The 25921-nt window shown below is 39.7% G+C and carries 28 protein-coding genes and 1 riboswitch; of the genes, 8 read left to right on the plus strand and 20 right to left on the minus strand.

What is annotated here, in order from left to right; translation table 11 throughout:
* Nucleotides 1–363: a hypothetical protein gene (locus Q0X72_RS04785; protein ID WP_297762507.1), complete on the plus strand. Its 363-nt coding sequence runs from the start codon at nucleotides 1–3 to the stop codon at nucleotides 361–363.
* Here Q0X72_RS04785 and Q0X72_RS04790 read toward each other — a convergent pair.
* The 8 genes from Q0X72_RS04790 to Q0X72_RS04820 form a co-directional block, all read right to left on the minus strand.
* Entirely contained in the window at nucleotides 347–736 is a 390-nt protein-coding gene (locus Q0X72_RS04790) for an HIT family protein (RefSeq protein ID WP_297762508.1), read from the minus strand. The genes Q0X72_RS04785 and Q0X72_RS04790 overlap by 17 nt on opposite strands.
* A 69-nt stretch (nucleotides 737–805) precedes the next feature.
* Complete coding sequence (gene greA / locus Q0X72_RS04795; protein ID WP_297762509.1) at nucleotides 806–1282, minus strand: transcription elongation factor GreA; 477 nt, start codon at nucleotides 1280–1282, stop codon at nucleotides 806–808.
* 503 nt (nucleotides 1283–1785) lie between these two features.
* Nucleotides 1786–2583: a TonB-dependent receptor gene (locus Q0X72_RS13910; protein WP_367180416.1), complete on the minus strand. Its 798-nt coding sequence runs from the start codon at nucleotides 2581–2583 to the stop codon at nucleotides 1786–1788.
* A complete protein-coding gene (locus Q0X72_RS13915) occupies nucleotides 2580–3812 on the minus strand; it encodes a TonB-dependent receptor plug domain-containing protein (RefSeq protein WP_367180417.1) in 1233 nt (410 codons plus the stop codon). Before Q0X72_RS13915 ends, Q0X72_RS13910 begins: the two co-directional genes overlap by 4 nt.
* A gap of 117 nt (nucleotides 3813–3929) precedes the next feature.
* A riboswitch (TPP riboswitch) is annotated at nucleotides 3930–4049 on the minus strand.
* Nucleotides 4050–4115: 66 nt separating this feature from the next.
* Nucleotides 4116–5654, minus strand: a complete 1539-nt coding sequence (locus Q0X72_RS04805; RefSeq protein ID WP_297762510.1) for a DUF4301 family protein — start codon at nucleotides 5652–5654, stop codon at nucleotides 4116–4118.
* Nucleotides 5647–6213, minus strand: coding sequence for an ATP-binding protein (locus tag Q0X72_RS04810; RefSeq protein ID WP_297762511.1), 567 nt, complete (start codon nucleotides 6211–6213; stop codon nucleotides 5647–5649). Before Q0X72_RS04810 ends, Q0X72_RS04805 begins: the two co-directional genes overlap by 8 nt.
* On the minus strand, nucleotides 6168–6806 hold the full coding sequence (gene pnuC, locus Q0X72_RS04815; protein ID WP_297762512.1) for a nicotinamide riboside transporter PnuC: 639 nt from the start codon (nucleotides 6804–6806) through the stop codon (nucleotides 6168–6170). The genes Q0X72_RS04810 and pnuC overlap by 46 nt, the downstream gene beginning before the upstream one ends.
* Before the next feature lie 5 nt (nucleotides 6807–6811).
* Nucleotides 6812–7465 carry a 4'-phosphopantetheinyl transferase superfamily protein gene (locus tag Q0X72_RS04820; RefSeq protein WP_297762513.1) on the minus strand — a complete coding sequence of 218 codons (654 nt, stop codon included), beginning with the start codon at nucleotides 7463–7465 and terminating at the stop codon, nucleotides 6812–6814.
* 84 nt (nucleotides 7466–7549) lie between these two features.
* On the opposite strand from Q0X72_RS04820, the gene ahcY reads away from it, so the two are divergent.
* A complete protein-coding gene (gene ahcY, locus Q0X72_RS04825; protein WP_297762514.1) occupies nucleotides 7550–8866 on the plus strand; it encodes an adenosylhomocysteinase in 1317 nt (438 codons plus the stop codon).
* A gap of 75 nt (nucleotides 8867–8941) precedes the next feature.
* Here ahcY and rpmA read toward each other — a convergent pair whose 3' ends face one another.
* The 3 genes from rpmA to Q0X72_RS04840 all read right to left on the minus strand — a co-directional run bounded on the left by rpmA (nucleotide 8942) and on the right by Q0X72_RS04840 (nucleotide 10406).
* Nucleotides 8942–9202 carry a 50S ribosomal protein L27 gene (gene rpmA / locus Q0X72_RS04830; protein ID WP_297762515.1) on the minus strand — a complete coding sequence of 87 codons (261 nt, stop codon included), beginning with the start codon at nucleotides 9200–9202 and terminating at the stop codon, nucleotides 8942–8944.
* Between the two features lie 32 nt (nucleotides 9203–9234).
* Nucleotides 9235–9831, minus strand: coding sequence for a 50S ribosomal protein L21 (rplU, locus tag Q0X72_RS04835; RefSeq protein WP_297762516.1), 597 nt, complete (start codon nucleotides 9829–9831; stop codon nucleotides 9235–9237).
* A 128-nt stretch (nucleotides 9832–9959) separates the two neighbouring features.
* Complete coding sequence (locus tag Q0X72_RS04840) at nucleotides 9960–10406, minus strand: DUF4199 domain-containing protein (protein ID WP_297762517.1); 447 nt, start codon at nucleotides 10404–10406, stop codon at nucleotides 9960–9962.
* A gap of 179 nt (nucleotides 10407–10585) precedes the next feature.
* Between Q0X72_RS04840 and Q0X72_RS04845 the strand changes: the two genes are divergently transcribed.
* Nucleotides 10586–11917, plus strand: coding sequence for a pitrilysin family protein (locus Q0X72_RS04845; RefSeq protein ID WP_297762518.1), 1332 nt, complete (start codon nucleotides 10586–10588; stop codon nucleotides 11915–11917).
* Nucleotide 11918: 1 nt separating this feature from the next.
* A complete protein-coding gene (locus Q0X72_RS04850) occupies nucleotides 11919–13991 on the plus strand; it encodes a pitrilysin family protein (RefSeq protein WP_297762519.1) in 2073 nt (690 codons plus the stop codon).
* A 34-nt stretch (nucleotides 13992–14025) separates the two neighbouring features.
* Here Q0X72_RS04850 and Q0X72_RS04855 read toward each other — a convergent pair whose 3' ends face one another.
* Nucleotides 14026–14916, minus strand: coding sequence for an EamA family transporter (locus Q0X72_RS04855; protein ID WP_297762520.1), 891 nt, complete (start codon nucleotides 14914–14916; stop codon nucleotides 14026–14028).
* A gap of 88 nt (nucleotides 14917–15004) precedes the next feature.
* Here Q0X72_RS04855 and Q0X72_RS04860 point away from each other — a divergent pair, with 88 nt between their 5' ends.
* On the plus strand, nucleotides 15005–15430 hold the full coding sequence (locus Q0X72_RS04860) for a hypothetical protein (protein WP_297762521.1): 426 nt from the start codon (nucleotides 15005–15007) through the stop codon (nucleotides 15428–15430).
* On the opposite strand, the gene Q0X72_RS04865 is transcribed toward Q0X72_RS04860, so the two are convergent.
* From Q0X72_RS04865 to mutY, 5 genes are read right to left on the minus strand one after another with little or no spacing between them, the layout of a single operon-like run.
* A complete protein-coding gene (locus Q0X72_RS04865; RefSeq protein ID WP_297762522.1) occupies nucleotides 15427–16362 on the minus strand; it encodes a pyridoxal-phosphate dependent enzyme in 936 nt (311 codons plus the stop codon). The two genes, Q0X72_RS04860 and Q0X72_RS04865, sit on opposite strands and share 4 nt — an antisense overlap.
* A 26-nt stretch (nucleotides 16363–16388) precedes the next feature.
* Nucleotides 16389–16943, minus strand: coding sequence for a gliding motility lipoprotein GldD (gene gldD / locus Q0X72_RS04870; RefSeq protein ID WP_297762523.1), 555 nt, complete (start codon nucleotides 16941–16943; stop codon nucleotides 16389–16391).
* Nucleotides 16933–18261 (minus strand): gliding motility-associated protein GldE, encoded by a 1329-nt coding sequence (locus Q0X72_RS04875; protein ID WP_297762524.1) that lies wholly within the window; start codon nucleotides 18259–18261, stop codon nucleotides 16933–16935. The genes gldD and Q0X72_RS04875 overlap by 11 nt, the downstream gene beginning before the upstream one ends.
* Before the next feature lie 24 nt (nucleotides 18262–18285).
* Nucleotides 18286–18756, minus strand: a complete 471-nt coding sequence (locus Q0X72_RS04880) for a single-stranded DNA-binding protein (RefSeq protein ID WP_297762525.1) — start codon at nucleotides 18754–18756, stop codon at nucleotides 18286–18288.
* Complete coding sequence (gene mutY, locus Q0X72_RS04885) at nucleotides 18753–19814, minus strand: A/G-specific adenine glycosylase (RefSeq protein ID WP_297762526.1); 1062 nt, start codon at nucleotides 19812–19814, stop codon at nucleotides 18753–18755. Before mutY ends, Q0X72_RS04880 begins: the two co-directional genes overlap by 4 nt.
* Before the next feature lie 121 nt (nucleotides 19815–19935).
* On the opposite strand from mutY, the gene Q0X72_RS04890 reads away from it, so the two are divergent.
* The 3 genes from Q0X72_RS04890 to Q0X72_RS04900 all read left to right on the plus strand — a co-directional run bounded on the left by Q0X72_RS04890 (nucleotide 19936) and on the right by Q0X72_RS04900 (nucleotide 22550).
* Nucleotides 19936–20226, plus strand: coding sequence for an HU family DNA-binding protein (locus Q0X72_RS04890; protein ID WP_297762527.1), 291 nt, complete (start codon nucleotides 19936–19938; stop codon nucleotides 20224–20226).
* 248 nt (nucleotides 20227–20474) lie between these two features.
* Entirely contained in the window at nucleotides 20475–22022 is a 1548-nt protein-coding gene (locus Q0X72_RS04895) for a ribonuclease E/G (RefSeq protein ID WP_297762528.1), read from the plus strand.
* 51 nt (nucleotides 22023–22073) lie between these two features.
* Nucleotides 22074–22550, plus strand: coding sequence for a regulatory protein RecX (locus Q0X72_RS04900; RefSeq protein WP_297762529.1), 477 nt, complete (start codon nucleotides 22074–22076; stop codon nucleotides 22548–22550).
* A gap of 12 nt (nucleotides 22551–22562) precedes the next feature.
* Here the strand turns inward: Q0X72_RS04900 and Q0X72_RS04905 are convergent, their stop codons facing one another.
* The 3 genes from Q0X72_RS04905 to Q0X72_RS04915 form a co-directional block, all read right to left on the minus strand.
* Nucleotides 22563–23429 carry a cupin-like domain-containing protein gene (locus Q0X72_RS04905; protein ID WP_297762530.1) on the minus strand — a complete coding sequence of 289 codons (867 nt, stop codon included), beginning with the start codon at nucleotides 23427–23429 and terminating at the stop codon, nucleotides 22563–22565.
* 88 nt (nucleotides 23430–23517) lie between these two features.
* Nucleotides 23518–24609: a biotin synthase BioB gene (gene bioB / locus Q0X72_RS04910; RefSeq protein ID WP_297762531.1), complete on the minus strand. Its 1092-nt coding sequence runs from the start codon at nucleotides 24607–24609 to the stop codon at nucleotides 23518–23520.
* Between the two features lie 83 nt (nucleotides 24610–24692).
* A complete protein-coding gene (locus Q0X72_RS04915; RefSeq protein ID WP_297762532.1) occupies nucleotides 24693–25853 on the minus strand; it encodes a beta-ketoacyl synthase N-terminal-like domain-containing protein in 1161 nt (386 codons plus the stop codon).
* Between the last annotated feature and the right edge of the window lie 68 nt (nucleotides 25854–25921).

Here is a 25921-nt window from a genome sequence, read left to right on the forward strand (position 1 = left end):
ATGGCCAGGGAACAACAGATCGTCATTAAAGAATCAATTCTTAATAATAACTGTCCTGAATGCTTTAATCAGGAATTGAAACTTACGTTTTTTCAGAAACACCTCATCAGTAGGTTCTACCATAAGACCACAAATGAAGTAAGCCAGGAAATTCGTTGTAATAAGTGTGGATCATTGATCTATCCGGTACAATGGACAAAAGATATTGAACGCAGTTTTGATTATTTCCAGAAGATGATCAGTCCGGAACCAAGATCTTTGCGATTTTCGAGATTGACCTATGGACTTTTGGTCTTTTTACTTGTTTTGATAGGAGCTCTCTCCTATCTCTATTATGCAGGGTATCTTACAGCTTGGCTCTGATACTTTCTGCTATTGCCTTAAATTCTGTTTCGGTGAAGGATTCCTTATGTTGAAAAGTAGCATTGGCCATACTTTGCAGGGGAATAAGATGCACATGAACATGAGGTACCTCTAGACCAATAACTGTCATACCTACTCGTTTACAAGGCACAGCTGACTCCAATGCCCTTCCAATTTTTCTTGCAAAACGCATTAGACCCATATAGGTCTCTTCATCCAGATCCATGATCTTATTTACTTCTTTTTTCGGAACGCATAGCGTATGTCCCTTGGCATTTGGATTAATATCTAGAAAAGCAAAAAATTGATCATTTTCAGCAATCTTGTAACTGGGAATCTCCCCATTGATGATTTTTGTAAAAATACTGGACATGGGCTTACTATCTTATAATAAAAAATCCTATCAGCTTATGATAGGATTAAATATAAAGAATATAACTGCTTAGTTTCGTGTAATTTCCAATATTTCAAACTTTAAGGTACCATTAGGGACGCTTATTTCAGCGGTATCTCCTACTTTCTTACCTAAAAGTCCTTTCCCTATAGGTGAAGTGACAGATATTTTACCGGTCTTGAGGTCAGCTTCACTCTCGGCAACAAGGGTATATTTCATTTCCATCCCATTTTGCTTGTTCTTAAGTTTAACGGTAGAAAGGACCAGAACTTTAGAGGTGTCTAGCTGAGATTCATCAATGAGTCGGGCATTGGCCAATGTTTCCTCCAATTTGGCGATCTTCAATTCCAGATGGCCCTGGGCTTCCTTAGCGGCATCGTATTCTGCATTTTCGGAAAGGTCCCCTTTATCTCGCGCATCAGCAATGGCCTGCGAAGATAATGGGCGCTCTATATCCCTTAAATGATTTAGCTCTTCTTTTAATTTTTTTAATCCTTCAGGGGTGTAATACGATATATTGCTCATAACATCCTCATTTAATAAATAGAAAATCCCCTACAGCTACCATGCATTTAGCATGTATTTTAGAGAGGATTTAACGCAAATATACAGAATTTTTGATCAATTTTGCAGCAGCAACACATCCATGAATCCCTTATGAGACATTCCTACTTTCTACTTTTATTGCTGTTATTACAAGCTTGTAGTAATGATCAGGGGCAGCGTAATCCTTATCTGCAAGAAATTGGTTTCCGTTTTGAGATCAACCTCAATTTGCCGCTCTACAGTCCACTTACCAATCCTGGCAGTGCCGTTTATATTGGTTCTCAAGGAGTAGGGATCCGTGGAGTATTTGTTATGAATACCGGGTTTGCATACCGTGTATTTGAAGCCAGTTGTCCTAATCATTCACCAAGCGCTTGTTCAACAACTGAATTAAATGGCCAAACGGCCGTTTGTGGCTGCGAAGGATATGAATACAGCTTGTTTACCGGGCAACAATTATCACCTCCCGATGATGGAGAACGTTATTTCAATATGCTGGAGTACAGACCTGGGCTGCTAAAATCATCATCAAAGGTGAAAAAATACCCATTAGACACATACTTAGCATCAAAAACATTATTCACCAAACCGGAGATGACGATGCTCTTAATCACGCTTTTGGGTTGTAGTGTATATGAGATATTAAAATCGGTCTGTGAGTATGCATCCAATACTGAAGATGTAGCGTCAATATTGCCCATATACTGTTCTCCAACATATTTGGTTAGCAAGGCTAGTGAAAAAGTTTCACTGGGTTCATAGGCTATCCTATTGCCTATAACGAAGCCAGGAGAATACGCAATATTGGTATTCCCTAATTCCTCCAAAATTCCATCTCGCTGAAAAACAAAATCAATATTCTTGTTGGCACTGATCGCCAAATTTGGTTGCCATACAAGATCGCTTCCCAATTTTATTGCTGCATCTACTTCCAATCCAAGACGGTAGCTATCCCCTACGTTAGCTCGCAAAGGAGCTCCCACATCATTCAATTCTCCGGTGAGTACTAATTGATCTTTATACCGCATGTAGAAAATATTGGTGTTGATCTGTACATCGGGAGTAATATATCGCCATCCTAATTCGAGGTCATTTAGCCGTTCTGGTTTTGGATTTCCATTTTCATAATCATTCCTGTTTGGTTCACGATTTCCTACAGCCCACGAAAAGTAAAAGTTATGATTACTGTTCAGATCATAGATTAATCCGGCCTTCGGATTGAAAAAATCAAAGCTGTCATCTACCAGTCCCGTTTCATTACCATTGGCCCGATAATTCACCGTTCTATATTGCAAATCGCCGTAAAGACTCCATCCTTCATTCCATTTGAAAGTTCCCTTACCTCACCAAAATGATCACCCTCATACAGGTTGTAACCGCCACCTAAGATGAATTTTACCTTTTCAAAGGAACGGTCTAATGAAAAAACAGTTCCATAAAAGTCATTGACTAACCATCTTCTGCGCACCAGGTCTGTAGATGTGATCTCCTCGCCATTAACCGTAACAGGCTCAAAGCCGTAGGTGTCAAAATCATCATTTTGCCTGTATTGTTCAAAATAACCCCTCCCTCTGGTATAGTGCAGGGCCAGACTAGAATTCCAGCCGCTTCCCAATCTTTGGTTCCAATGAAGTTGGGCATGATCTTGCTTGTAGTTGTCCACTTCATTCTCATAGAATTGGATCTCCCCATTCTCATCTGTATATAAACCAGCCGGATTAAATCTCCTGTTGGTTGCCAATGTGGCCGCATCTATCCCGAAATAAGCCTGGTAGGTAACTTCATGTCCGCCAAATAGCAATGCCTTGATCAGGGTATTCTTATCTCTAAATGCCGCTTGTAAAAAATAGGAGTCGAGCGCAGCAGAAGCCCTGTCTATGTATCCATCTGATATGATCCTGGACAATCTGCCAGATACCTCAATGGCATCATTTAGGAGTCCTGTGGAGAATTTGATATTGTTTCGCATGGTGTTGAAACTCCCATAGGAAGAGCCAAATTCGGCATACGCCTTTTTAGCGACGGCATCCGTCAACAAATTCAAACTAGCTCCAAAGGCACCGGCTCCATTGGTAGAGGTGCCAACTCCTCTTTGTAATTGCAGATCTTCCGTGGAAGAAGCAAAATCTGGAAGATTTACCCAAAAAGTGCCATGCGATTCTGAATCATTGTACGGAATTCCGTTGATGGTGACGTTCACCCTGGTGGCATCACTTCCCCTTACCCGAATTCCGGTATAACCTACCCCGGCACCGGCATCGGAAGTGGTCACTACAGATGGGAGGAAATTTAGGAGAATAGGTATATCCTGTCCCAGATTCCTGGAACTTAATTCTTTCTTGGTAAGATTGGAAAATGTCACCGGAGATTCCTTGGTAACCCTTATAGATGAGACTAGAACCTCATCAAGTATGATCTTCGTGCCCTGAACCGAATCTTTGGGCTGTTCCTGACCACGAAAAATTGTTATGCAACCTGCCAGTAATAAAAATAATAATCCTCGTTTCATTCAATATTGGTTGTGAATAAAAGGGATAATTATTCAGGTTTCAAAAATTGATGGTAACCCATTTGGAAAGAAACGAAACTGGGTTTGAATCTTTCTCAAATTTGCACTAAACCAATTGTTCTGGAAAAGTACAAGTCCCTTGGCGGCATAACCCGCCCAGGTTCATTGGGTGTACTCTCAGCCTACCTAGAATCTGATCAAAGATCAAACACCAAAAAGGCACCCCTTTGAGATGATGCAAAGATACATGCTAGAAACGGAATATCTATAAATATTTAAAACCGCCTGGTGCAACTATCTTACTTATGCCTGGTGCGCAGGTTTTAGCAGGTCATTGACGGTCTTTACAGGGTTAAAGGTAGCAGAAGGAACTTCTACAAAAATAGTGTTCCAGTAAGCCATGGCTCCGTTCCACAGGCCTGGTAGTTCCAAGGCCTTCAGATCCTTTCCTTCTTTGGTTTTTTGTGTGATGAACCCTTGTTTTTCATCTATGTAATTCAATAGGTGATATTTCTGTCGCTTATGGTCCTTTACCCCACAAACAATATCCACGGGATTAAAATGAGTAGCTTCCTTGAATATTTTGTTCTGGTGATCATTGTTAAGATCTACCTGGGCAGATTCTACGATCTGTAAACTCACATTTCCATTCCTGTCTTTTACCCAATAAGGGCCTCCCCCCGGTTCCCCTTCATTCTTAACCATGCCACATACGCGAAGTGGTCTTTGTAGTTTGTCTTTTAAAATCTCGATCTGTTGCCCCAGGGTGAAACCATTATAATTATCAGAAAAACGAACATTGAGATCCTCTTCCAGAAATGTCTTTATAGCTTCTAGACGTTCCCCGTCCAAGGAATTATCATCAATCATTTTTGTATACCGGAATACCTTTTCCTGAACCTCCAACAATACCCCTGCAAGCACCTTTTTAGAGGCAGCATTTTCGAGACTTTTGGCCTGTGTTACAACGTTATCTATGTTCTTAATAAAGATGATATCCGCATCTTGTTCATCCAGGTTTTCGATAAGCGCTCCATGGCCTCCGGGTCTGAACAACAAACTGCCATCTTCATTTCTAAATGGCTCATTTTCCAGAGTAACGGCGATCGTATCCGTGGATGATTTTTGGTAAGAATAGCCCACCTTAAAATACGTATTAGTGGCCTTAGTAGACTCTGAACCTATGTTTTCCCACTCTTTGTCAAAAAGTGTCTGGTGCTGATCGGAAATAGTAAAGTGCAAATTAGCTTTTCCTTGAACACTGGCATATTGGGCAGCTTCAAATAAATGTTCTTGAAAGGGTGTTGCTACATGATCCCTGTATTTGTGAAAGGGCAGTAAACCTTTAGGATAAAACCCATAGTTTAACCCTTCTTCACTCAATAATTCCTTTACAAACAGGTATTTGTGCTTGTCTAGAGAAAGATCCTTTTGTTGAATTCTCTTTAAGACCGTAGTATAGAATGGGAAGCTAGTTACACTTTTAAAAAAGTGGAGTATTTCGCCATTTCCAGCACTGGCCGCGTATTCAGCTACAGTGTGTTCTTTGGGGTCATAAGAATCCAGAAATTCAAAAAGTGATTTGAACATCCTTGAAGCGGCTCCGGAAGCGGGGACGAATTTTAATAGTGAAAGTTCTTTGATTGAATTATTAAACCGTTCTACAAAGGCGCTTTCCTGTTTGGGCGACAATTTTAGGATCCCATTTTTGACCACGGCAGGAGCTTGGAGATGAACAAAGGGGATCCCTTCCATAAAGGTCCTTATTTGATCTTCCACCTTCTTCTTGGTAATGCCTTTTCCGGTAAGTTGTTTCACATCCTTTTCGGAGAACTCAATCATGTTTTAATAATTTATCTATCGTATGTATGGCCGTTGCGAGCCTCGCTTTATTGTCGCCTTTTAAGGTAATAAAATTCCGTTGATGCTTTTCCAGTGTATTCTTAAAATACAGAAACATATTGTCGCGCTCATCCGGTTTATCTCTAAGATCATCTTTTACCCAAGGCGTATCTATATAGGTTAGCAAGTAAAGGTCATAGCTATTTTGCAAGGCGTATTTCTCCAATATTGGATCCGAATATCCCAGATAATAGGCCTCAGAGTATACTTTTGTTTCCAAAAGATCAGTATCACAGATCAATAGGGAATCTACTTTGGTAGTGTATTCATTCTCCAAACGCATTTGTCCTTCTGCAATAGGTAACAGATCATCTGGTTCACATGTCTTTTGCTCTTTGTTCCATTTATCCTGCAAATACTCCCTGGCATATTCTGGTACCCAGAGGGTGTTGTAATGAGCTGCCAGTTGTTTTGAAAGTGTAGTTTTTCCCGTTGATTCGGGCCCATACAGAACTACCTTGATGATGTCTGAAGGGTGCTGTCTAAATCTTTCTTCCATGCAAGATAGCCTTGTATTGCTAAAACGGTAAAGATAAGATATTGCAGGGAAAGCATGCCCCACCCCCTATAGGCATATAAGGGCACTGTAATAATGTCTGCCAGGATCCAGAGTGTCCAGTTCTCTAACTTTTTATTGGCCATATACCACATAGCGGTAAAGAATATACCAGAGGTTAAAATATCTACATAATTGGTATAGTTCAATTCGGTGCCGTATAGTCTATAAACCCCATAAGTGACCATCATGGTAAGAAGGAAAAAAACAACTCCAACTTGTTTTTCCCTAACATTGGTCCTTGAGATCCGCACTACTTTCCTATTTTGTTTCACTCTGGCCCAATTCCACCACCCATAAATGCTCATGATGGAATAGTAAAAATTCATCATCATATCCCCAAATAAGCCGTCTATGTAAAAAAGATAAACGGTGATCACCGTGGCAACCAAGCCCGTTGGATAGACCAAAATATTCTCCTTTTTTGCATATACCACACTGGCAATTCCAAAGAAAAATGCAATAGCTTCCAATACTATTAGAGAGAACTCCCTGTTCTTATATGGGTCGAGGAAAAATTCAAAGATGGGGCTCATACTCACTATGATCTGATTTGACTATTACCCGGTTCTAATGCATATGCGCAGGTAAACCCTTCTAGTTCCAGAAAATAGATCTTAAAATATGATACAGCACCATTTAAGGTAATGACACCAGAGGTTTCACCCGCTTCCATTGTAAAATCTTCAATGTTGATATTATTCAGAAAGCTCAGACCAAGAATAGAGCTGATCTTATAAAGCGATTCTTTGGCACCCCATACAACTGTAAGTTTCCTAATCAGGTTTAAAGGATCAGATAAAGAGCCATACTCTGCTATTGGAGTAAACTTGTGGGCTATTTTCAGGATCTTTTCGCGTTGTTTTTCAATATCGATCCCAACGGGCAGCTCTGTGCTCACTATGATCCCTGTAAAAGTGAATGAATGTGTAATTGAAATATAGGTCCCATCTTTCAAGTGTGGCTTACCAAGGCTGTCATAAAACAGGTCACTATCCTGATATCCTTCTAAGGCCAATAAATGTCTTATACTCAGAAATCCCCTTCGGTGTAATTCAGATTTCATTCCATCTATACGCTGCTGGCAAGGGGGTGTTAAAAAAATTCCCGTTGCCAGGTCTTTTTCGCTTTCAGTGATCTCCCAAATATGAACTCTGGTTGCGGTACTAACTGTTATTGTTTTGTAAAGAGGCATGGGAATTTTTAAGTTATTACTATCTTTGTGGCTGAAAAAAAAGCGGTTTTCCGCACGCTAACGAAAGTAAAAATAAAAAAAGAGATGAGCACTAAAACCATGCCCTATGTACCTTATAAAGTGAAAGACTTGTCACTTGCCGCCTGGGGAAGAAAGGAGATAGAACTTGCCGAAGCTGAAATGCCGGGTTTAATGTCGTTAAGAGAAGAGTACAAAAAAGAACAGCCCCTTAAAGGAGCCCGCATCGCAGGATGCCTTCATATGACCATTCAGACGGCTGTTTTGATTGAGACATTGGTGGCACTTGGTGCCGATGTAACCTGGAGTTCTTGTAATGTTTTTTCTACTCAAGACCATGCCGCAGCTGCTATTGCCGCTGCGGGAATACCTGTTTATGCATGGAAAGGGATGAATGAAGAGGAATTTAACTGGTGTATTGAACAAACCTTGTTTTTTGGTGAAGAACGAGCACCACTTAATCTGATCCTCGATGACGGAGGCGATCTGACCAATATGGTACTAGATCAATATCCGGAATTGGCTGCGGGCATTAAAGGATTGTCTGAGGAAACAACTACAGGAGTGCACAGATTGTATGAGCGCGTTAAGAATGGAACACTTACTATGCCGGCAATCAATGTGAACGATTCGGTTACCAAGTCGAAATTTGATAATAAATACGGGTGTAAGGAAAGTGCGGTAGATGCTATCAGAAGAGCTACAGATACTATGCTTGCCGGAAAAAAAGTTGTTGTTGCGGGCTACGGAGATGTCGGTAAAGGAACTGCCGCCTCTTTTAGAGGAGCAGGTGCAATAGTCACCATAACGGAAATAGATCCTATATGTGCCCTACAGGCTTGTATGGATGGATATGAAGTAAAGAAATTGGAAACAGTTATCGCCAATGCCGATATCGTTATTACTGCCACCGGCAATAAAGACATTATCAGAGAAAAGCATTTCCGTGCAATGAGAGATAAGGTCATTGTGTGCAATATTGGACATTTCGACAATGAAATAGATATGGCATGGTTAAATAGCACCTATGGAAATACCAAAGATGAGATCAAGCCTCAGGTAGATAAATATACTGTAGATGGAAAGGATATCGTTGTTTTAGCCGAGGGCCGACTAGTAAACCTCGGTTGTGCAACAGGTCATCCTAGTTTTGTGATGAGTAATTCTTTTACCAATCAGACGCTTGCGCAAATTGAGCTTTGGAAACACAGTAAGAAATATGAGAACGATGTATATATGTTACCTAAACATCTGGATGAAAAAGTTGCTCATCTACATTTGTCGCGTTTAGGTGCTGAACTCACTGAGTTAGATGAAGATCAGGCCAACTATATTGGGGTTCCAAAGAAAGGTCCTTTTAAACCAGATTATTACAGGTATTAGAAAGTAAATATTAGATTACAAAAAAAGCTCTTGAGAATTCAAGAGCTTTTTTTATTTGTTTTATGGTAAGTGTTCTTATGCCTGAAAAGGCTCAATAGAAACAAAGGATTTACCTCCGGCTTTTTTCTCGAACTTAACGAGACCGTCTATTCGTGCATGTAAGGTATGATCTTTACCAGCATACACATTCTCACCCGGGTTATGTTTAGTGCCTCTTTGTCTTACGATAATATTTCCGGCAGCGGCGGCCTGACCACCAAAGATCTTAACTCCTAATCGTTTCGATTCTGATTCTCTACCGTTCTTGGAACTACCTACACCTTTTTTATGTGCCATAATTCTAAATTTTTGTGAGCAATGCTCTTTTCTTATTTACTTAATGCTGCTATAAGATCTGCTTTCTTCATTGAAGAGATACCTTCAATACCCTTAGCTTTTGCCATTTCTTTTAGCTCTGCCACGGTATTTTTACTTAGATCTACAGTTTTCTTTGCTTTTTTCGGAGCTGCTGCCTTCTTAGGAGCTGCTTTCTTAACTGCTGCTTTTTTAGGAGCCTCAGCTTTTACCTTGGGAGCCGCTGCTTTAGCTTTAGGTGCTTCTTTTTTAGGAGCGACCTTTACAGCTTCTTTTTTTGGGGCTTCCTTTTTGGCACCTTTAGCAACAATACCTTCAATATGGATCTCCGTTAGATACTGACGATGTCCATTTTTCTTTTGGTACCCTTTTCGTCTTTTCTTTTTAAAGACGATTACTTTGTCACCTTTAAGGTGCTTAACGATCTTTGCCTCTACAGCAGCGCCGTCTATAGCCGGGGCGCCAATAGTGATATTCTTACCATCTTCTAAAAGAAGAACATTGTGAAAAGAAACTTTCTTTCCTTCTTCTTCTTTTAAACGGTGAACGAACACTTTTTGGTCTTTCGCAACCTTAAATTGCTGCCCTGCTATTTCTACAATTGCATACATAGCGTTTCTATTAATGATTAAACCTAATTGCGCAATAGCATCTTAATGTATGCTAAGGAACTTTTAGGAGGGTGCAAATATACTGCTAAATTGGGAATTCACAAGCGATTTAAAAACAAAATCCCTTATTAAGAAGTAGTGTTTTTGCTCGACTTAAATAATTGCATAAAACTGAGTGTTAGTACTATGGTAGTAGCGAAGCCCATGATGGCTACCGTAAAGAATACGATCGCTTCAAAACTCTCAAAGCTGCTGAACCATTGAGAGGACAAATGTTCTAAAAACTCAGGATCTATCTCCGTTGCATAGATGGCAAAGAAAATAGTAAAAATAAGGGTGGCTACAAATCCGGTAACAAGTCCGGCTTTAAAGCCTGTGCCATAGGTGAATTTCTCTTTTTCCTGTATTCTAAAGTATTTAATAGCCTCATAGATCGCAAAGCCCGTGATGACTCCATTAAACAGACTGTAAAAGACGTTTGTATGTAGATCTACAAGGGAAAGAATTAAAAAATATGCTATAAGACTGCCACTTGCGGCAATGCCAAAACGAATTGGGAGGGTTACTCTGTTCATCGGTATATCTGGTTAATGTGATGCTCTCAAAATATGAAATTATCGTTAATATTGCTGTTAATTCTTGTTAAAGCTATAGGAATCTTTATATTTACGTGGGAAAATTGTAAGCCCCAACTAGGGAAGTACAATGTACCAATTTTCTATACACACTTCATATTAATAAATTAAAAAAAAACATGAGAAAAAGAAGATTTACAGGCCTTGCCTTTGCCTTTCTCTTTATGACCCTTGCGGCCAACGCCCAAGAGGTTGTTTATGAGGAATACGACTTAGATAACGGGCTACATGTAATCCTGCATCAGGATAATACTGCGCCTATTGTGGTAACCTCGATTTCCTATCACGTTGGTGCAAAGGATGAAGATCCTGAGCGAACCGGCTTTGCGCATTTTTTCGAACATTTACTATTTGAAGGAACCGAAAACGTGGATCGCGGAGAATGGGATAAAATTGTTTCATCAGTGGGTGGAAAGAATAATGCCACTACCAATGATGACCGTACCTATTACTACGAAGTATTTCCGTCTAATGCAATTGAAACCGGACTTTGGCTAGAATCTGAAAGACTACTACATCCTGTCATAGAACAAATAGGTGTTGATACGCAGAATGAAGTAGTAAAAGAAGAAAAAAGACTGAGAGTAGATAATCAGCCTTATGGAAATCTTTTGGCTGAAGTGAAGAAAAACCTCTTTACAAAACATCCTTATAGATGGACTACCATTGGCTCTATGGAGCATCTTGATGCGGCTACACTTGAAGAATTCAGGGCCTTTAATAAGAAATTTTATGTGCCTAATAATGCCGTCTTAATTGTGGCAGGAGACCTTGATATTGAGAAAACCAAGAAAATGATCCAAGACTATTTTGGTCCAATTCCAAAAGGAGAAAAGATCATTCGAAATTTTCCTGAGGAGGACCCCATTACATCAGAATTAAAGTCAACATCCTATGATCCCAATATTCAAATTCCTGCAATTATAGCAGCCTATAGAACTCCTTCCTTTAAAACAAGAGAGGCAAGAGTTCTAGATATGGTCTCTACTTACCTAAGTGGAGGGAAAAGTTCTAAGCTATTTAAAAAAATGGTCGATGACAAAAAAATGGCGCTTGTAGTGCAGGCGGTAAATTTAAGTCAGGAAGATTACGGTATATATGCTTTATTTTCCCTTCCACAAGGGGATACGAGCCTTGAGGCTTTGGTGATAGAATTCGACGAAGAAATAGCCAAACTCCAAAATGAATTAATCTCTGAATACGATCATCAGAAACTATTAAATCAATTTGAAAATCAATTTGTAAATAGTAATGCAAGGATTGAAGGCATTGCCGGTTCCTTGGCAAATTATTATCTACTTTACGGTGACACCAATCTGATCAATACTGAAATTGATCTATACAGATCAATAACACGGGAAGAAATTAGAGATGTCGCTAAAAAATATTTGAATGCCAATCAACGCATTTTAATTGAATATTTACCAAAGAATGAAAAAGAAAATCAATAATATGAAAAATATAATATTTAGTATATGCATTCTGGCCGTATTTTCTCTAAATGCCCAGATAGACAGAAGCAAGCAACCATTGCCGGGTGCTGCACCTGAAATAAATCTTGGTGTACCACAGTCCTTTGAATTGCCAAATGGCTTAAAAGTAATCGTTGTTGAGAATCATAAACTTCCAAGAGTATCTTACACCCTCACCCTGGATAATCCACCTGTCCTTGAAGGGGAAAAAGCAGGAGTTAGCCAATTAATGGGTAGCCTTCTCGGAAAAGGTTCGAAGTCTATTGAAAAAGATGCCTTTAATGAGGAAGTTGACTATATGGGCGCAAGGATCAATTTTAGTGCCAATGGGGCTTCTGCCGCAGGCTTATCCAAAAACTCAGAACGTATTATGGAGCTTCTCGCAGATGCTGCCATCAATCCTAATTTTACCCAGGAAGAGTTTAAGAAAGAACAAGACATCTTATTAGATAATCTAAAAGCTGATGAAAAGAATGTTCCAAGTGCTGCAAGAAGGGTTGAAAATGCCTTGGCTTACGGGATAAATCATCCTTACGGGGAGTATATTTCTGAAGAAACCGTCAAAAATGTTTCCCTAAGCGATGTAGCTACTCATTATAGGAATTATTTTGTTCCCAAGAATGCCTATCTCGCAATTGTTGGAGATGTAGATTTTAATAAGATAGAAAATCAAGTAACAGATCTCTTTGGAACATGGAAAAAAGCTAGTCCGCCAGATATCTCGATTTCCAAGCCGAATAATGTACAGTACACTCAGATCAACTTTGTAGATATGCCTAATGCCGTACAGTCAGAGATTGCAGTTCAAAATTTAGTTGATCTTAAAATGACCGATCCCGACTATTTTCCAGCATTGTTGGCGAATAAGGTACTTGGCGGTAGTTTTAGAAGCTATCTCAATGGGAGTTTAAGAGAAGATAAGGGATATACATATGGAGCCGGGTCTCGAATTGGTGCAGACAAATATGCTTCAAGATTTAGGGCCGCTGCGAGTGTGAGAAACGCAGTGACAGATAGTGCTATTGTGGTGTTTATTGATCAATTAAAGCGAATTCGGGAAGAAAAAATTGATTCGCAGGAAATGGCAATTGCCAAAGCCGAATATGTTGGGGAATTTGTAATGGCCCTTGAGAGCCCTCAAACCATTGCTAGATTTGCTTTAAACATAATGACAGAAAATCTTCCAGAGGATTTTTACGTTTCATATTTGGAAAAAATAAACGCAGTTACTCCAGAACAAGCTCAAGCAGCTGCACAAAAATATGTGGGAATAAATAATGCGAGGATAGTTGTCACTGGTAAGGGAAGTGAAATCCTTGAAAACTTAGAAAAAGTAACTTTTAATGGAAAGACTATTCCTGTTTTCTATTTTGACAAATATGCCAAGGACGTTGAAAAACCAAATTATGAGGCCGCTATTCCAGAAGGGGTAACTGTACAATCTATCATTGATAAATATTTTGAAGCTATCGGGGGGAAAGACAAAGTGGCTCAGGTTACATCGTTGAAATTGGTATTTGAAGGGTCTGCCATGGGTGCCACAATAAAGATCGAGGAGAAAAGAACTCAGGACAAATTTGCACAGATAAGCTATATGAACGGGTCTGCCGTAGGCGGCGTAGTAGCAAAAGGAGACGAGCTATTTATGAAGCAAGGAGCCAACAATGTACCGCTTCCTCCAGACATGCAAAAAGATATGTTGCAATCTCTGGGTATTTTTGCGGAACAACGCATTGCCGCCAATCCCGCAGCAAAAGTGGCAGGCACAGAAATGGTAGAGGGCAAAGAGGCCATTAAAATTGAAGTTCCCGGAACTGTTGTACAGACTACTTATTTTTATGACGTAGAGACCGGACTTAAAGTTAAGGAAGCCTCGGTAACTTCTATGAACGGACAAACACAGAATCAGGAAGCTTTCCTAAAAGACTATACTGAAGTAGATGGAATAAAATTTCCATCTGTTAGAATGAGTCAATTAGGGCCTCAGATGGTAGAATTCAAATTGATGGAAGCGGTGATCAATGTTGAGGTTACTGATGCCGATTTCGAATAAAATATAATTCAAAACACTTGTTAAAAAGCGTATCTCAGTGTTGAGATACGCTTTTTCTTTTATTGACCAGATATACTCCACCTAAAATGATCCCTGCAGCGCCTACCTGCCAAACACTAAAAAGTTCTCCATCCAGAAGGCCCCAAAAAATACCTACAATTGGGATCAAATAGGTAACCGATACTGAAAAAACGGGGGAAGAGATCTGTATTAATTTATTGAACATAACCTTAGCCACGCAGGTACCTAGAATACTTAAGATTAGCACATAGCCAAGCGAACTCATAAAGTATGTCCCTTCCCTCACTGGTGCGCTTAAGGCTCCTGAATAAAAAAGTAAAATCAATGCCGGAGGTAACATAAAGACAAAATTCCCAACTGCAATACCCATGGGAGATACTTCCTGCAACTTACTTTTGATGATATTGGCATTACAGGCATAGAGGATGGTTGCCAGAACAACCAAACCGGCATACCAGTAATTTTGATTGGGATTGATATCTGAACCAACATAAATAAGGAGAATGGCACCTAACAAGCCTACTAATACTCCTACTACCTGATTTCTGCTAAAGGCGATCTTAAAGGCCATAAATCCGATTATAATGGTAAAAAGCGGTACCAGGGAATTCAAAATGGAAGCAATACCGCTATCTATTTCTGTTTCTGCATATGAAAAGAGAAATACCGGGATAAAACTTCCAAACAATCCGGAAAGACCTACCCAGAACCATTCCTTTTTTGAAATATTCCTGATAGATCGGTAACCTACCAGAAAAAGAAAAAAGGAGGTAATTACAATTCTTACTGAACCTAATTGTATAGGAGTAAAACCTTCCAGGCCTTTTTTGATCAATATGTAGGATGTTCCCCAAATAATTGAAAGAACGATCAGGTACAGCCATTTACGGTTTACATCACCCATATTAGATTTAATTTTCGCAAAAATGACGCTTTTTGCCGAATTACTTACAGCTCTCTTTTGTAATTTTGTCTTAACAAAAATTCTTGTAATGACGTTTAAAACTACCACAGTGTTCTTGTCCCTATTTTTAATCCTGGTTTCTTGTAAAACCGAACCTAAGAAAGAAGAGCTCCCTTCACAAATGGAAGAGGTAATGGCGGTACATGATGAGGTGATGCCTAAAATGGGTACTATCAGCAATCTTATCGCTGATCTAAAACCAAAAGTAGATTCTACTGAAGTAGGTAAAGAATATTTGAAGGCTATTCGAGATCTTCAGGGGGCTCATAAATCTATGATGATATGGATGCAGGACTTTGGAAAAAGATTCGATTATGAAGAGATCATGAATGGAAAGGAACTCAATGCTGAGAAACAAGGTTGGTTAAAGGAGGAAGAAATAAAGGTAAACGAACTTCGCGAAAAGATCAATACAAGTATTGCCAATGCCGAAAGGGTGTTAGCAGAGAATTAAAATGGGAGGTTCCCCAGATCTACATTACCACCTGAAATGATGATGCCTATCTTTTGACCTTTATACTTATCCCGGTCTTTGTATAGTCCGGCCAGAGCCACCGCACTGGAAGGCTCCACGATGATCTTCATCCGTTCCCAAATAAGACGCATGGCAGCTATTATCTCTTCCTCTTCAACCCGAACTATTGTTTTGACGTGTTTTAAAATTACCGGCAGCGTATTACTTCCTAATTGAGTTTTTAAGCCATCTGCGATGGTGTTGGTAGTTGGGTTCGATTCTATTTTACCGCTTTTTAAAGATCTATAGGCATCGTCTACTTCAAAAGGCTCTGTGCCTATCACCTGGCAATTCTTTCCCATAGCGGTTGCCGCTATGGCCGTACCGGCGATTAATCCTCCGCCTCCTACGGGAACAAATATGGTGTTTAAGTTTGGGTAATCCTCCAATAGTTCCAGGGCCGCCGTTCCTTGTCCCAGGATCACATTAATATCATTAGAGGGGTGTAAAAAAGTAGCGCCCGTTTTTTTTTGTATTTCCCCTGCCATGGCATTTCTTGCTTCAAGAGTTGGCTCGCATTCATAGATGATCCCTCCATATTCTTTCACCCCATTCTTTTTTACTTCAGGAGCAGTTGTGGGCATAACTATATGGGCCTTAACTCCCAAGATCTGGGCCGCCAAGGAGAGTGCCTGAGCAAAATTGCCGGAAGAATGTGTAACTACACCCAGGGCCTTTTGTTCGGGGCTGAGTTTTAAAATGGCATGGGTAGCCCCGCGCATTTTATAAGCTCCCATACGTTGAAAATTCTCACATTTAAAAAAGACCTCAGCACCTACAAAATCATTAATAAGCCTTGATGTTAGGACAGGGGTCCTATGAATATAAGGCCTGATTTTATCATGACAAGCTAAAAGTTGTGTCCCGTCCATTGCTGAAATGTTGCATTTTTATACCGTTACTGCCACTCCAGGCTTTCCAGGATCCTTCGAACGTCATTTTGAAGATAGGCAGCCGCAGGGTATATAGAATCATAATTTGGCTTTGCATAGAAATACAGCGAGCCGGTTAAAAAGTGTTCTGTGCTATCTGTGGCGTAGAATTGAGCCTGAGAGGCCGCATTTCCTTTTACTTCATAGAACATTCCAAATACTCGAGCATCTTCATTTATAAATTTTTGCTCCAGAATATTATCGGCCTTTGCCACATGCTCATAAGATAACCTTTGAGCATCAGACAATAAGTCGTTCAAATTATTCTCTACCGGCTTGTATGTAAGATAAATGGCGCCTTTTAAAGAAGGGTAATCCAAGGTAAGAGAAGATCTTTTAAGGTCCTTTACAGTTGCCAGATTATTGTATTGAAAATTATAGTTTTCAGTTTGCACCACTTTTATCTCGCCCTTGGGATATTCCAAACGCAATTGGGCCTTGGGTTTGGGCAGCACCTCTTCTTTACACCCATTTAGGAATAAGAGAAATAATATTCCTACAAATATGAAATTACACCTCATGTGGCAAGGTAATTTTTATCTGTTTTAACCGTTTTCTATCAAGGCTCTCCACCACGAACTGGAAGTTCTCAAAAATGATCTTCTCACCCTTTTTGGGAAAGTTTCCTGCAATTTCCAGTACAAATCCTGCTATTGTCTCGGACTCCCCTTTTTGTGCTTCAAAAGCGGATTCATTTTCAATTTTGGCCACTTTGTAAAAGTCTTTTAAGGTTGTTTTTCCATCAAAGACGAAATTGTGGTCATCTAGTTTTGAATAGATCAGGCCTTCATCATCGAATTCGTCACTAATATCTCCTACTATTTCTTCTATTATGTCCTCGAGGGTTACTATCCCTGAAGTACCTCCATATTCATCCACAACAACGGCAAGGTGGTTCTTCTTCTCCTGAAATTCCAGGAGCAAATCGTCTAATTTCTTATTCTCTGGTACAAAATAAGGCTCGCGTATAAGGGTGATCCAATTAAAATTCTTTCTGTCGATGTACGGAAGAAGGTCCTTAACATAAAGTACCCCCACTACCTTGTCTATATGGTCTGAAAAGACTGGAATACGAGAATACCCATGTTTTTTGATCTCTTCGAGCACTTCGGGAAACTTCATGACTTCCTGCAAGGCAAAAATATCGATACGTGGCCGCATTACTTGTTTGGTATCTGTATTGCCAAAAGAAACGATGCCTTCCAGGATCTTCTGTTCCTCTTTAGTGGTATCACCATCAGAAGTGAGTTCTAGTGCCTGAGATAGATGATCTACACTAAGATTTGTCTTTTGTTTTCCAAACTTCTCATAAATATAAATCGTTGTGGCGCGCATTGGAGCACTAAGCGGGGTTAACAAGAAATCCAAAACTTTAAGCGGATACGCCATAAAATGTGAGAAAATAAGCTTGTTCCTATTTGCATAGATCTTGGGTAGTATTTCACCGAACATTAAAATAAGGAATGTTGCAACCACTACCTCTAATAAAAAGCGAATAGAAAGAACACCCATTATATGGTAAGTTATTGAAGCAAATAGGGTGTCGCCAATATCACTAAAAAGAAGAACGATCCCAATGTTAATGGCGTTATTGGCAATAAGAATGGTGGCCAATAATTTCTTAGGCCTTTCCAGTAATTTCACGACGATACTACCTTTGGAGGTATTTCGATCCTGTATCTCCTTAAGTTCCGTGATTGAAAGGCTGAAAAATGCGATCTCTGCCCCGGAGACAAGCGCTGAGCAGGCCAACAAAGCAATCAGTACAATGATCTTAATTACTATAAGAGTTTCGTTACCTGCAAAACCTAATAATAATTGAATGGGATCCGGATCCACGTGCAATTCAGTTAGTTAATAAGATCAAAAAGGCAAATCGTCATCCTGCTCGGAAGTTGCCATAGAACTTTGTGGTTCAGCTTTATCAGATTTGGGACCTTTTGGGGCAGCTGAGGCCTTCTTGGCTGAAGGTTGTGGCTCATTTGCCGAACTTTCCTGTTTGGTAGAAAGGAAGGTAAAGTCTTGCACATGTATTTCGGTGGTATATTTTGTAACGCCATCATCTCCCTGCCATTGTCTTGTCTTTAATCGTCCTTCCACATAGATCTTATCTCCTTTGTTCAGGTATTTTTCACAGATCTCGGCAGCCTTGTTACGCACTACTATATTGTGCCACTCAGTGGAAGTCACCTTTTCACCGGTTTGCTTATTTGTATAGGTTTCATTAGTAGCTATTGGGAATCTTCCAATACAATTTCCTCCTTCAAAATAATGAAGTTTTACTTCATCTCCCAGATGCCCTATAAGCATCACTTTATTCAATGTTCCACTCATGATATTGATTTGGACCAAAAGTACGAATTTTTAAATGTATCTAGGAATTCTGCAAGCAATACTGGTACAGGATATTTAGGAAGACTCTCAAGAGTAATTCCACCTTTTATTTCCCCCTTTAATTCCACGATCCAAAACCTGGTAATAAGATGCTGATGCGATAATTTATGGACAACAGGATCTTCTTTCCACAATACAATATCCTTTATCTTTTCTTCTCTGGAGGATACCCTGCCATACATTTCGGTTTCCTCCATCAATGTATCTGTTTCTATCAGAGGAAATTCGTACAAATGTTGCCAAATTCCCTTCCCAATTCGTTTGTTGAGCTTCGTATTCCCAAGCTGGTCAATAAAAATGAGGTAATTAAAATATCTGATCTTAACTTTATTCTTTTTGAGCTTTACGGGTAAGGTGGCAACTCTTGTTTGCTGAAGGGCCATACATCCCGAATTGAGCGGACAATGTTCACAATCTGGTTGTTGCGGGGTGCATTGCAGGGCGCCAAATTCCATGATCGCCTGATTGTACTCACTTATGGAAGATGCCTCCATCACTTCTATGGCTAAGTTCTTAAAATACCTTATTCCCTTAGTGCTGTTAATTGGGAGATCTACGCCAAAATACCTTGCTAATACCCTATAAACATTGCCATCTACCACAGGTCTTGCCTCCCCAAAACAAATAGACGCAATTGCGCTGGCGGTGTAATCACCAATGCCCTTTAATTGTATCAGCTCTTCATATGAGTCAGGAAACTGACCATTATTATCTGTTGTGATAGTCTTGGCCGTGAAATGCAGGTTCCGTGCACGGGAGTAGTATCCCAGCCCTTGCCATAATTTTAACACATCCGATTCTTCAGCTGCGGCCAATTGGTCCACTGTTGGATAGTGTTCAATAAATTTCTGGTAGTATGGAAGGCCCTGAGCTACCCTTGTTTGTTGAAGGATGATCTCGGACAGCCAAACCTTGTACGGATCCCTTGTATTTCGCCAGGGAAGTGGTCTTTTATATTTAGAATACCAGTGGAGGATTGTTTTGGAAAAAGTATTCATACTAAGAATGTGATCAAAAGTAAGATATTAAAGACTTAAAATTAGTCCTTTAAGATAAAAGAATGAATAATATTTATATATTTGCAGGCCTGAAAAAATAACAGATTAAGTATATACAAGCATGACGAAAGCAGATATCGTATCTAAGATCTCAGAAAAATTGGGAATAGAAAAAGGTGATGTACAAGCCACTGTAGAAACATTTATGGAGGAGGTTAAAACATCGCTTGAGAATGGTGATAATGTTTACCTAAGAGGTTTTGGTAGCTTTATCATTAAAACACGAGCAGAAAAAACAGGAAGGAATATTTCGAAAAATACAACGATCAAAATACCTGCTCACAACATTCCGGCATTTAAACCAGCGAAGGTTTTTGTTGAAGGAGTTAAAAGTAACGTAGAAGTAAAATAATAACCGAAATAAAAGCAGAGTTTTATGCCGAGTGGTAAAAAAAGAAAGAGACATAAGGTGGCCACACACAAGCGAAAAAAACGCAGAAGAGCCAACCGCCACAAGAAGAAGTAGTTTCAGTAACTACTTTTTCGTTTTAATACGTTCATTGACATAGAAATTCTAAAAAGGATTTCGACGGGTTAATACAACCTGTAACAACTAATGTTTAATCCATTCCGCCATAGGCGGAATATAAATTGATTCAGGTGAATAGAGAATTAATCGTAAGATCCAATTCCGTTGCCGTCGATTTTGCCTTATTAAAAGATGGAAAACTCATTGAACTTCACAAAGATGAAAACGACCATAATTTCAATGTTGGGGATATTCTTATCGCTAAGATTCGAAAACCGGTAACAGGGCTAAATGCAGCCTTTGTTAATGTAGGTTATGAGAAAGATGCATTTTTGCATTATCATGATCTCGGACCTCAATTGTCGTCCATGTTGAAGTTTGTTAAAAGTGTGAGTACAGGGAAACTAAGAGATTATTCCCTAAAAAAATTTCCATTAGAAAAAGATATTGATAAGCATGGAACCATAAATAATGTGGTAAAAGCAAATCAATCACTTCTGGTTCAAATAGTAAAAGAACCCATTTCCACCAAAGGACCCCGGATAAGTTCAGAACTTTCAATAGCGGGTAGGTATTTGGTAATGGTCCCTTTCTCCGACCGTGTTTCTGTTTCTCAAAAAATAGAAAGCAACGAAGAAAAGAATCGGCTTAAGAGACTTGTTAAAAGTATTAAGCCAAAAGGATTTGGAGTTATTATTAGAACAGTTGCAGAAGGCAAAAAAGTAGCAGAGCTGGATAAGGATCTTCAAAACTTGCTGAACAAATGGACAGCAATGTGTAAGAAATTGTATAAAGCACCCACTCCGTCCAAAGTATTGGTAGAGGTCAATAGAGCCTCTTCCATCTTAAGAGATGTTTTCAATGATACCTTCACAGGTATCCATGTGGATGATGAAACGCTTTATACCCAACTGAAGGATTATGTGCATGAAATTGCACCAGATAAAGAATCCATTGTAAAGTTGTACAGTTCAACCGTTCCTATTTTTGAAAAATTTGGGATCGAAAGACAAATCAAAACCTCATTTGGGCGCACGGCGTCCATGAGTAAAGGAGCCTATTTGGTTATTGAACACACAGAAGCGTTGCATGTTATTGATGTAAATAGCGGCAACCGATCTAATAAAGCCAATACCCAGGAAGATACGGCCCTTGAGGTAAATATGCTGGCAGCAGAAGAAATTGCAAGGCAATTACGACTGCGTGATATGGGAGGAATTATTGTAATCGACTTTATCGATATGGTAAAATCTGATCATAGGAAAAAGTTGTTCGATCATCTTAGAAATGAGATGAAAGACGACAGAGCCAAGCATAAGATATTACCCCCTAGCAAGTTTGGTTTGGTTCAAATTACCAGACAACGTGTAAGGCCGGAAGTTAATATCAAAACCACGGAAGAAAACCCCAGTGGTAGCAATCAGGAGGTAGAAGCTCCCATTGTGCTGATCGAAAAGATCAATGATGATCTTGAACATATTTTGAAGAGTACAGCCAAGGATAAAGGGATATTTTTAAATACGCATCCATTTATTGCTGCTTACTTAACAAAAGGATTTCCATCTATACGTTCCAAATGGTTTTTGGAACATAAGAAATGGATAAAGATCCAGCCAAGAGATGCTTTTACATATCTTGAATACCGTTTTAAAGACAAAGACGGAAAGGACATTACTTAAAAAAAGCGGCTTCGAAAGAAGTCGCTTTTTTTGTTTTAGTACCTTTGATCAATGCTCAAAAGACCTACATATACCCTTTCTGAAGCTTCTAGAAAACTGGAATATTACTGTGCCTATCAAGACAGGTGCCACCAGGAAGTGTTGATGAAACTAAGGCAAATGAATATGATCCCAGCCGCAATAGACCATATCATTGGCAATCTTATTCAACAAGACTACCTCAACGAAGAGCGCTTTGCCCGTAATTATGCCCGGGGAAAATTTAATCATAAGCATTGGGGGCGTATCCGAATAACCCAGGAACTAAAAAAAAGGAATATCTCACCTATCAATATCAAAATTGCTCTTCGAGAACTAGATGATTCCACCTATCTAAGTTCCCTTGAAACCCTTGCGAAAAAGAAACTGGACCAACTAAAAGGGAAAGAAAAAGAAGTGCAAAAAAGAAAACTGACCGACTATCTTTTGTACCGTGGTTGGGAAAGTTCTTTGGTCTATGAACAAGTTTTTACACTTATTCCTAATTGACGGAATCTTCATCTAAGCCATTGATTTAATGACTTTTTTTGTGCGTTCTATGGCCCGTTCATTCTTCCATTCTATCCATTGCTGCCCACGTAAGCGCCGCATACCGTTGTCAAAGTAGCGCATGAAAAGCACATTGTATATTGCCTTGCTCAAATGAAGAGGATTTCTGGCTACAGATCTAAGACTCATAGAAAATCCGGGAGTAATATATTTCATATAATGCCAATAACCCTCGGGCATATACAATACTTCTCCGTGATTTAACTGAGTTTTATAACCAGTTGCAAATTTCAGTGCAGGCCATTCCTTATAATCTGGTTTAGAAAAGTCGATCGACTCATGCGTAATAAGTGAATGCGGTATCTTATAAAGGAATTTATTTTCGGTTTGAGGGAAAAGAATACATTCCTTTTTACCTGCGAAATGGAAATGAAAAATATTCGCCAGGTCAATATCATAATGCATAAAGGTGTGTGATTCCTTACCACCAAAAAATAGCATTGGAAGGTTCTTCATTATGGGTATTCCAAATTCAGGAAAGTAAAAGTCTTTTTGAAGTTCCGGAACTTCTTTCATCAAATTCCAAAGAAAGATTCGGTAATTTGTAGGCTCTCTTAACAAAAGATCTATATAATCTTTCATCTTCATGGTGGAATGTGGCTCGTTAAAACCTTCTTTATGGTCCACCGGTCTGTCGTCATAAAGAGGAACCTTTTTCTCCCCTGCAATTTCCTTGATGTAATCAAAATTCCACTTGGAATACGCAGGCCAGTCCTCGGTATACTTTTCTATGACCACCGGTCTTTGTGGCCGTAAGTAATCCTTTAAGAACTGATCTTTGGTAAGCGTGGTAACTCTTGGTATCTCAATTAATTTCAATACGTTCGCATTTAATCAACTTATCAAAGGTAAAAAATCGAAATTATCTGTAAATAAAACTCAATGAAAGTACTATACCGATGTAGATCTATGAAGACTTTGATTTCTGCTTGGCCAATTCATTCCTTTCAATGGTATGGCCCGGTCTGGACCATTTTGGGCGTTCACCAATTGCTTCATATTGCGACTCCTCTTCATCCAGAGTCTTGGGTTGAGGCATTTTTTCGAAAGCCTTTTGAGGTTGCAGTCCTAAAAGCCTGAACATCTCCATATCTTCATTCACATCTGGGTTGGGGGTAGTTAATAATTTATCTCCCGCAAAAATGGAATTTGCCCCGGCAAAGAAACACATGGCTTGTCCTTCCCGACTCATCTCTGTGCGACCTGCTGAAAGTCTAACCTGTGTCTTTGGCATCACCACACGAGTGGTTGCTACCATTCGGATCATATCCCAAATAGGAATGGGTTCCATATCCTCCATGGGGGTCCCTTCAACAGCTACCAAGGCATTTATTGGTACAGATTCTGGCTGAGGATTCAGAGTAGCCAGGGCCACCAACATCCCTGCACGGTCCTCCAGTTTTTCTCCCATACCAATGATACCGCCACTGCATACAGTAACGTTGCTCTTCCGAACATTATCTATGGTTTCGAGACGATCTTGAAAAGCTCTTGTTGAAATGACATCCTTATAATAATCTTCTGATGTATCCAGATTATGGTTATAGGCATAAAGTCCTGCCTCTGCCAGGCGTTTGGCCTGGTTCTCTGTAATCATCCCTAAGGTGCAACACACCTCCATATCTAATTTATTGATAGTTCGAACCATTTCCAATACCTGGTTAAATTCTGGTCCATCCTTAACATTTCGCCATGCAGCACCCATACATACCCTCGAACTCCCAGAAGCCTTCGCCCGCAATGCCTGGGCCTTTACATGAGATACGGTCATTAGATCGTTCCCTTCAATGTCTGTATGGTAACGGGCAGCCTGTGGACAATAGCCGCAGTCTTCAGGACATCCTCCTGTTTTAATAGACAAAAGCGTAGACACCTGCACTGTATTAGGATCATGATGCTCTCTGTGAATAGTAGCCGCCTTATAAAGCAACTCCATCATGGGAAGATTATAGATATCTAGTATTTCCTCTTTGGTCCAATTATGTCTTTCTTCGTTCATGCAGCTAATTTAAGGCCTGTTCAAAAATAGAGAATCCTTTGAAATAGTGACAACAATCGTTCATTATTCTGCACGAAATCCTTCTAGAGTGGATGCTTTATCAGGATACTTACGGCATTACCCCCAAATCCCACGGCATTGACCATGATCCTCCGAATAGTTTTGCTTTCGGCTTTTTTATTGTTATAAGGCACAGGTATAAACACCTGATGTTGCAACATTAGAATTGCCATTTCCAGACTCAATAATCCTGAAGCACCCAGGGTATGTCCTGTCTTCCATTTGTTTGAGGTTAATAAGGGCTTATGTGAACCAAAAATCTTTTCTATAGCCTTATATTCTGACAGATCCCCCTGGATTGTCCCCGGAGCATGCATTACTATTACATCCACAGAACTTGGCTCAAGGCTACTTAATGCCATTTTCATAGATCTCTGAAAACACTTTGCCTCAGTAGAGATAGACACTGAATGCTCCAATAGTTCGGTGGCATATCCCGCACCTTCAATAATAGCCAGACTTCTTTTAGAAACATCTTTTTCCAAACAAGCCATTACCGCACCTTCCCCCAGGACCATGCTATTTTTTTTCTTGGTAAGATCTAGTGCTTTTGAAGGATAGGCATCAGTCTCTTGAGAATAGATCTTTAATGCCTTCATCTGGGCTATAGTAAAGGCAGTTAGGGGTGCTTCACTGCCTCCAACAAGGAATTTTTCGGCCATTCCGCTTTGGATCCATGCTATTCCATTCAACAAAGCGTGCAAGGCCGTTGAGCACGTTATAGAATGAGAGATCTCAGGACCAGTTGTTTGCAGGTCATGTGCTACCCAGGAAGAAATGTTCCCAAGTGTGGTGCTTGGAGATGCCATAGGTACTGTTCTGCTTTCGGAGATAAAACCCTGATAGTAGTTTTCAAATACGCCCGTAGCACCACGGGAAGAGCCTATATTCACACCAAAATTATCATCTGGCCCCCAGCCCGCTATTTGAACTGCGTTTCTGCTTGCATAAATGGCAAATAGTACAGTATCATCCAATACTTCGTATTTTTTATTGGAATTTCGAAGCCGCATAATCTCTTTTTTAGCATTAGCAGTAAGCCGGGCTACCCATTCCTTTGTGCTACCTATCTTTTCTTGTTGTAAGAAATGCTGGCCATTAAGATAGTGTTGCCATGTGGCGTCCATTGCTGTACCAAGCGGCGAGATTGAAGAAATTGAAGTTATTCCGATAGGTGGGTTCAAAGCAATTGATATTTCGGGCAAAAATAAAAGTTCTTATCTTCATTGAACTGAATCTAAACAAAAATTAA

This window comes from uncultured Muriicola sp. (genome assembly GCF_947258935.1).
Taxonomy (GTDB): Bacteria; Bacteroidota; Bacteroidia; order Flavobacteriales; family Flavobacteriaceae; genus Muriicola.

Excerpts from the sequence above, each read along its gene's own strand:
- Q0X72_RS04790 (WP_297762508.1), bottom strand. The coding sequence starts at position 736 with ATGTCCAGTATTTTTACAAAAATCATCAATGGGGAGATTCCCAGTTAC.
- Q0X72_RS04805 (WP_297762510.1), bottom strand. The coding sequence starts at position 5,654 with ATGATTGAGTTCTCCGAAAAGGATGTGAAACAACTTACCGGAAAAGGC.
- Q0X72_RS04810 (WP_297762511.1), bottom strand. The coding sequence starts at position 6,213 with ATGGAAGAAAGATTTAGACAGCACCCTTCAGACATCATCAAGGTAGTT.
- greA (WP_297762509.1), bottom strand. The coding sequence starts at position 1,282 with ATGAGCAATATATCGTATTACACCCCTGAAGGATTAAAAAAATTAAAA.
- Q0X72_RS04855 (WP_297762520.1), bottom strand. The coding sequence starts at position 14,916 with ATGGGTGATGTAAACCGTAAATGGCTGTACCTGATCGTTCTTTCAATT.
- rpmA (WP_297762515.1), bottom strand. The coding sequence starts at position 9,202 with ATGGCACATAAAAAAGGTGTAGGTAGTTCCAAGAACGGTAGAGAATCA.
- Q0X72_RS04785 (WP_297762507.1), top strand. The coding sequence starts at position 1 with ATGGCCAGGGAACAACAGATCGTCATTAAAGAATCAATTCTTAATAAT.
- Q0X72_RS04845 (WP_297762518.1), top strand. The coding sequence starts at position 10,586 with ATGAGAAAAAGAAGATTTACAGGCCTTGCCTTTGCCTTTCTCTTTATG.
- ahcY (WP_297762514.1), top strand. The coding sequence starts at position 7,550 with ATGAGCACTAAAACCATGCCCTATGTACCTTATAAAGTGAAAGACTTG.
- bioB (WP_297762531.1), bottom strand. The coding sequence starts at position 24,609 with ATGAACGAAGAAAGACATAATTGGACCAAAGAGGAAATACTAGATATC.
- Q0X72_RS04865 (WP_297762522.1), bottom strand. The coding sequence starts at position 16,362 with ATGGACGGGACACAACTTTTAGCTTGTCATGATAAAATCAGGCCTTAT.
- pnuC (WP_297762512.1), bottom strand. The coding sequence starts at position 6,806 with ATGAGCCCCATCTTTGAATTTTTCCTCGACCCATATAAGAACAGGGAG.
- Q0X72_RS04900 (WP_297762529.1), top strand. The coding sequence starts at position 22,074 with ATGCTCAAAAGACCTACATATACCCTTTCTGAAGCTTCTAGAAAACTG.
- Q0X72_RS04890 (WP_297762527.1), top strand. The coding sequence starts at position 19,936 with ATGACGAAAGCAGATATCGTATCTAAGATCTCAGAAAAATTGGGAATA.
- Q0X72_RS13915 (WP_367180417.1), bottom strand. The coding sequence starts at position 3,812 with ATGAAACGAGGATTATTATTTTTATTACTGGCAGGTTGCATAACAATT.
- Q0X72_RS04820 (WP_297762513.1), bottom strand. The coding sequence starts at position 7,465 with ATGCCTCTTTACAAAACAATAACAGTTAGTACCGCAACCAGAGTTCAT.
- Q0X72_RS04860 (WP_297762521.1), top strand. The coding sequence starts at position 15,005 with ATGACGTTTAAAACTACCACAGTGTTCTTGTCCCTATTTTTAATCCTG.
- mutY (WP_297762526.1), bottom strand. The coding sequence starts at position 19,814 with ATGAATACTTTTTCCAAAACAATCCTCCACTGGTATTCTAAATATAAA.
- Q0X72_RS04850 (WP_297762519.1), top strand. The coding sequence starts at position 11,919 with ATGAAAAATATAATATTTAGTATATGCATTCTGGCCGTATTTTCTCTA.
- gldD (WP_297762523.1), bottom strand. The coding sequence starts at position 16,943 with ATGAGGTGTAATTTCATATTTGTAGGAATATTATTTCTCTTATTCCTA.
- Q0X72_RS04840 (WP_297762517.1), bottom strand. The coding sequence starts at position 10,406 with ATGAACAGAGTAACCCTCCCAATTCGTTTTGGCATTGCCGCAAGTGGC.
- rplU (WP_297762516.1), bottom strand. The coding sequence starts at position 9,831 with ATGTATGCAATTGTAGAAATAGCAGGGCAGCAATTTAAGGTTGCGAAA.
- Q0X72_RS04880 (WP_297762525.1), bottom strand. The coding sequence starts at position 18,756 with ATGAGTGGAACATTGAATAAAGTGATGCTTATAGGGCATCTGGGAGAT.